Origin of the sequence: Salipiger sp. HF18 (assembly GCF_011806505.1) — a bacterium.
GTDB lineage: Bacteria > Pseudomonadota > Alphaproteobacteria > Rhodobacterales > Rhodobacteraceae > Salipiger > Salipiger thiooxidans.
Genome location: NZ_JAATOS010000265.1, coordinates 1 through 5,658, shown reverse-complemented (window position 1 = coordinate 5,658; position 5,658 = coordinate 1). Strand labels below are relative to the sequence as shown.

The following is a 5,658-nucleotide window of genomic DNA, read 5'->3' as shown; positions in this document are numbered from 1 at the left end:
AAACCATGAGAAAGCCGCTACAGTAAGACTCGACCCTTGGCCGAGACCAACCCCGAGACAGGAGCTGCCCGATGAAGACCACCCGCACCGCAGTCGCCCTTGCGCTGGCCGTGATCGGCGCCCCGACGCTCGGCCTTGCGCAGGATCTCTCGACCGACACGGGGGTGTCCGCCGAGCCGCTCTCCATCGACACGCTCTCGACGCAGAACTCGCGGCAGCGCGGCTTCGTCTTCAGCCTGCGCGGCGGCGCCGGGATGAAGCCGAAGTATCTCGGCTCGGACGACTACGAGGTGACGCCGGACCTTGGCTTCCGCCTGCACCGCTTCACGCTCTCCGAGGGGCTCGACTACGGCAGCGGCGACGCGTGGAACGACTTCCGCGGCTGGGATTTCCACGGCTCCTTCGACTACATCGGCCGCCGCGACTCGTCCGATGACGACGCGCTGCGCGGCATGGATGACATCGACCCCGCCTACGAGCTTGGCTTCGGCTTCGGCTACACCGGCGAAAACTACAACGTCTACAGCGACTTCCGCCGCGGCTTCGGCGGGCACGAGGGCTGGACCGCCGAGGCGGGTCTTGACCTGATCGCGCGCCCGACCCGCGAGTGGCGGCTGAGCATGGGCCCGCGGCTCTTCTGGGGCAGCGACGAGTTCGCCGACACCTATTTCGGCGTCTCCTCCTCGGAGGCGACCGCGGACCGTCCGGCCTACGACCCCGACGGCGGCCTGCTGGGCGGCGGTGCCGAGTTCGTGGCACGCTACCAGCTCAACGACGACTGGGGGCTCGAGGGCGGCGTGACCTGGCGCAAGTTCATGAACGACGCGCTCGACAGCCCCATCGTCGACTCCGGCGCCGAGGACCAGTGGACCATCCGGTTCGGCGTCATTCGCGTCATGCGCATGAGTTTCTGACGTGAACTTACGGCCTCGGCCGATTGCCAAACCCGGCCCGGGCGGGCTATCCAGTCGTCCGGTATTTCGGTGAAGGACGGGACAAGGTGAGCGACACGATCTGCGTCGGAACGATTGCGGGCGCCTTCGGGGTCCATGGCGAGGTGCGGCTGAAGAGCTTCACCGCCGACCCCGAGGCCATTGCGGATTACGCCCCGCTGACCAACGAGGACGGCACCCGCAGCTTCGATCTGCAGATCACCCGCGCGGTCAAGGGCGGCTTCGCGGCGCGCCTCTCGGGCGTGCGCAGCAAGGAAGAGGCGGATGCGCTTCGCGGCACCGGGCTCTACGTCCCGCGTGACCGGCTGCCCGCCCTGCCCGACGACGAGTTCTACCACACCGACCTCATCGGCCTCGCGGTCTACGACACCGGCGGGGTCGAGCTCGGCCGCGTCAAGGCGGTGCTGAACCACGGCGCCGCCGACCTGCTCGAGCTGCAACTGCCGGGCGGGTCGAAGACCGTGCTGCTGCCCTTCACCCGCGCCGTGGTGCCGACCGTCGATCTCGCCTCGGGCCGCATCGTCGCCGATCCGCCGGAGGGCCTGCTGGAATGACGCTCGTCGTCATCCACGCAGGATTTCACAAGACCGGAACGACAAGCGTCCAGACCGCCCTCACCGAGAATGCCGAGCGCCTCGCGCCGCATCTGAGGGTGCTCCTGAAACCGGATTTCAAACCGCTGACCGATGCCGCCCGCGCCTGCTCGGTGGCGCCGGGGGACCAGTCGGTCGCCGCTGTCGGGCGCCGCGCCGCGCGGGTCTTCCGCAGGCTCGACCGCGACGATCCCCGCCCTGTCGTGCTGTGCTCGGAGGATCTGTCCGGCCACGTGCCCGGCCGCCATGGGCTCTGCCGCTACGCCGCCACGCCGCGGATCATGGCGTCCCTCGCCGAAACCGTGCGAGAGCGCTTCGGCGACGGGACGGACCTGCGCTTCTACTTCTCCACCCGCGCGCCGGAGCCGTGGCTGCGCTCGACCTGGTGGCAGAACTTGCGCAGCACCCGGCTGACCGCCGACCTCGACCGCTACTCCGAGACGCTCGCCGAGGGCGCCGATCTCGGGCGCGTGGTGCAGGAGGTGGCAGAAGCCGTGGCGCCCTGCCCGGTCACATCCGTGGCACTCGAGGACAGCCGCACCCGCACCGAGGGGCCGCTGGCGCCGCTGCTGGATCTCACCGGACTCGACCCCGAGGCCCGTGCGGCGCTGGTGATTCCCCTCGCGGCCAACGTGCGGCCCGACATCGGGCTCGAAGAGGTCTTCCTCGCGCTGAATCGGAGCGCCCTCAAGGACCGCCCGCTCAGCGAGGCGAAGAAGCACCTTCGCCGCATCGCGTACAGACAGGCCGGGATGCACTGACCGTTTCGGCCCCGGAAACGAAGTCCCCTCGGATCGGGGCGCCGCCCAGATTTTGCCACAATTGGACGGGAACTTTGTCCGGATGGTGTCGGAAAGGGGGCATGCGTGCTCACATCCTGTCAACGAGTGTTCTGGCCCGGCGTCGTGTTGTCGCCTTCGTTAACCATAATTTTCCTGCCGGACCGCATGGCCGCGATCTCGGTGCTGCACGGCCCGCCCCTCGCGATGCTGGGCCTGTCGTGGCTGGTCGCGCTCGGCGCCGCCGGCTGGTCGCAGCGCCACGCGAGGCGCCCGGTGGCGCGGCTGATGGCCCCCCGCGCCCTGCGCCAGCACGCGCCCGCCATGCCCTCCCCCGCCAAGATCCGGGCCGCGCTCGGGGACGCGCTGCAGGACGACGCGCTTCGGCCTCGTGGTCACCCGCATCTGCCGGTCCTGGGGACGACCGCGCCTCATTGACCTGAGCCCGGACGAACTGCGCGAGCTCTGGCAGTTGCTCCAGCTCGTCACTGCCCCGCCCGACCGCGCCGGCGCGCTGGCGCAGCGCTTCGCCAACCCCGCCGTGGTGCTCGACATCCGCGACCATCTTGCGGCGCACCGTCCCGCGATCGCCGCCGACCACGCCGCTTGAGCCGCCCGGCCCTTGCGGCTAGAGGGTGAAGCATGAGCGACGCACCGAAATCCCATGGCCGCAAGGCCGTCCGCCTGAGCCACACCCCGCGCGAACTGATGACCGAGGCGCCCGTGCTGGCACGCGCCTGGACCGCGCAGGTCATCACCCTCTTCCCGGACGCCTTCCCCGGCGTGCTGGGCCTGTCGCTGACCGGCAAGGCGCTGCAGGAGGGCAAGTGGCAACTCGACACGGTGCACCTGCGCGACTTCGGCGAAGGGCGGCACCGCAACGTCGACGACACGCCCGCAGGCGGTGGCGCCGGCATGGTGCTGCGTCCCGACGTCATGGGCGCCGCGCTCGAAACCGCGCGGCGCAACATCGCCCCGGCCGCGCCGATCCTCTACCTTTCGCCGCGCGGCCGTCGCTTCGACCAGTCCGTCGCCCGCCAGCTTGCGCAGACGCCCGGCGTCACGCTGATCTGCGGCCGGTTCGAGGGGCTCGACCAGCGGGTGCTCGACCACTACGGCATCGCCGAGGTGTCGATGGGCGACTACGTGCTGACCGGCGGCGAGATCGCCGCGCAGGCCCTGCTCGATGCCACGGTGCGGCTGCTGCCCGGCGTGCTGGGCAACGCCGAGTCGGTCGAGGAGGAGAGCTTTTCGCACGGGCTTCTCGAGCATCCGCAATACACCCGCCCGGCCACGTGGCAGGGGCTCGAGATCCCGCCGGTGCTGCTCTCGGGCCACCACGGCGAGATCGAGAAGTGGCGCCGCGCGCAATCCGAAGAGATCACCCGCGTCCGCCGCCCCGATCTCTGGGACGCACATCAGAAGGCTCGGGAGCAGGGCAAATGACCGAGACCACCATCCGCCGCGCCACCGAGGCCGACGTCGCCGCCATCGTCGCGATGCTGGCCGACGATCCGCTCGGTGCCACCCGCGAACAACCCGGCCCGCCGCTGCCCGAGGCCTATCTCGACGCCTTCCGCCGCATCGACGCCGACCCCAACCAGCTGCTGGCGGCGGCCGAGCGCGACGGCGAGGTGATCGGTACGCTGCAGATCACCTTCCTCGCCAGCCTGTCCCGGCTGGGTGCCACCCGCGGCCAGATCGAGGCGGTGCGCGTGGCGGCCCCGGCCCGCGGCATGGGCCTTGGCGGCACCCTGATCGACTGGGCGGTGGAGCAATGCCGCGAGCGCGGCTGCGTCATGGTCCAGCTGACATCGGACGCCTCGCGCAAGGAGGCCCACCGCTTCTACGAACGGCTGGGTTTCAAGGCGAGCCACGTCGGCTTCAAGCGCCCGCTCTGAGCGCCCAAACCCCCAGTTTCTCCTTGATCCGCGCGGCTCTCGCGCATATACGCAGCGCGTCCGGCGGCTCTTGCGAGTCGCACGGGGCTGTTCGGTGTTGCCTGACCCGCTGCTTCGGCGGGGCCAAGACGGGCCGGACTGGAAGTTACGGAAAATGACGTCGATAGCCTCCCGCGGGCGCCCGGACCAGATCCGGTGCGGACCCGACCGAAGACGCGGAGCTCTGGGACGCGAGACACACTTCACGGGTCCAACCGTGAGCAGATAGGAGAAGATCAGATGGATCTGATCGCACAGCTCGAGGCGGAACAAGTTGCCGCCCTGGGGAAAGACATCCCCGACTTCAAGCCCGGCGACACCATTCGCGTCGGCTACAAGGTGACCGAAGGTACCCGCTCCCGCGTGCAGAACTACGAAGGCGTCTGCATCAGCCGTAAGAACGGCTCGGGCATCGCTGGCTCGTTCACCGTCCGCAAGATTTCCTTCGGTGAAGGCGTGGAACGTGTGTTCCCGCTCTACTCGACCAACATCGAGTCGATCACCGTCGTGCGCCGCGGCCGTGTCCGTCGCGCCAAGCTCTATTACCTCCGCTCGCGCCGCGGCAAGTCGGCCCGCATCGCGGAAGACACCAACTACAAGCCGCTCGCCGGCGCCGACGCATAAGGAGCCATTTCATGAAAAAGGGCATCCACCCCGACTACCACGTCATCGACGTCAAGATGACCGACGGCACCATCTACCAGACCCGCACCACCTGGGGCAAAGAAGGCGACACCCTGTCGCTCGACGTCGACCCGACGGTGCACCCGGCCTGGACCGGCGGCAACTCGCGCCTCATGGACACCGGCGGCCGCGTGTCGAAGTTCAAGAAGAAATACGAAGGCCTGGGCTTCTGATCCCTCGCCCCTTCGAATTGCCGAACGCCGCCCTCCGGGGCGGCGTTTTTCGTTTGGGGGACTGGGGGACCGGGGGGCTGAGCGATCGGCTCCGTGGAAACCGGTCTCGGTGTCGCGCGACTTCCCCGAGGGACCCGACGCCCCGCCCTGCAAAGCTCGGCATCGCCCGTCCCCCCTCGCGGCTCCTACACATCGGCGATCAGCCTCCGACGCCCCGTGCTCTCGCAAGGCGTCGCCCCCGCGAGAGCGCATGAGGGCAGTTTTGCTGCGTCGTGACGCCCCGGATCGCAAGATTGTTAACCCATGCGGCGCAACAATGCGTGACAAATTCGAATTAAAGAATATATAGGGCGTCACCCAGATTCCCGTGTTTGAGGAGACGCGCCGTGGAATTTCGCAAGATCAACGACGACATCACGGTTTCACCGCAGATCGCTGCCGCCGACCTGGCCGGGATCGCCGCCGCCGGGTATCGCTCGATCATCTGCAACCGCCCCGACGGCGAGGGCGCCGATCAGCAGACCTTTGACGAGATC

General features: G+C 68.9%; 10 protein-coding genes. All 10 read left to right on the top strand.

The genetic code is table 11. The features are described 5' to 3' along the window. Window positions 1–71: 71 nt before the first annotated feature. The gene (locus tag HC022_RS17955; RefSeq protein WP_167453345.1) at window positions 72–914 is read left to right on the top strand and encodes a MipA/OmpV family protein; all 843 of its coding nucleotides are present in this window, start codon (window positions 72–74) and stop codon (window positions 912–914) included. Window positions 915–1,000: 86 nt separating this feature from the next. Beyond that, the gene (gene rimM / locus HC022_RS17950) at window positions 1,001–1,507 is read left to right on the top strand and encodes a ribosome maturation factor RimM (protein ID WP_008886603.1); all 507 of its coding nucleotides are present in this window, start codon (window positions 1,001–1,003) and stop codon (window positions 1,505–1,507) included. Further along, complete coding sequence (locus tag HC022_RS17945) at window positions 1,504–2,307, top strand: hypothetical protein (RefSeq protein WP_167453344.1); 804 nt, start codon at window positions 1,504–1,506, stop codon at window positions 2,305–2,307. Before rimM ends, HC022_RS17945 begins: the two co-directional genes overlap by 4 nt. Window positions 2,308–2,493: 186 nt before the next feature. Next, complete coding sequence (locus HC022_RS17940) at window positions 2,494–2,763, top strand: hypothetical protein (RefSeq protein ID WP_167453343.1); 270 nt, start codon at window positions 2,494–2,496, stop codon at window positions 2,761–2,763. Between the two features lie 34 nt (window positions 2,764–2,797). Further along, the gene (locus tag HC022_RS17935; protein WP_167453342.1) at window positions 2,798–2,935 is read left to right on the top strand and encodes a hypothetical protein; all 138 of its coding nucleotides are present in this window, start codon (window positions 2,798–2,800) and stop codon (window positions 2,933–2,935) included. A 32-nt stretch (window positions 2,936–2,967) separates the two neighbouring features. Next, window positions 2,968–3,771, top strand: coding sequence for a tRNA (guanosine(37)-N1)-methyltransferase TrmD (trmD, locus tag HC022_RS17930; protein WP_167453341.1), 804 nt, complete (start codon window positions 2,968–2,970; stop codon window positions 3,769–3,771). After that, window positions 3,768–4,226 (top strand): GNAT family N-acetyltransferase, encoded by a 459-nt coding sequence (locus HC022_RS17925; protein WP_167453340.1) that lies wholly within the window; start codon window positions 3,768–3,770, stop codon window positions 4,224–4,226. The genes trmD and HC022_RS17925 overlap by 4 nt, the downstream gene beginning before the upstream one ends. Window positions 4,227–4,505: 279 nt before the next feature. Further along, complete coding sequence (rplS, locus tag HC022_RS17920; protein WP_008886612.1) at window positions 4,506–4,889, top strand: 50S ribosomal protein L19; 384 nt, start codon at window positions 4,506–4,508, stop codon at window positions 4,887–4,889. 11 nt (window positions 4,890–4,900) lie between these two features. Beyond that, on the top strand, window positions 4,901–5,122 hold the full coding sequence (gene rpmE / locus HC022_RS17915) for a 50S ribosomal protein L31 (RefSeq protein WP_008886707.1): 222 nt from the start codon (window positions 4,901–4,903) through the stop codon (window positions 5,120–5,122). 386 nt (window positions 5,123–5,508) lie between these two features. Continuing rightward, window positions 5,509–5,658 (top strand): sulfur transferase domain-containing protein (locus HC022_RS17910; protein ID WP_167453339.1); only part of this gene is annotated, 150 nt, incomplete at its 3' end.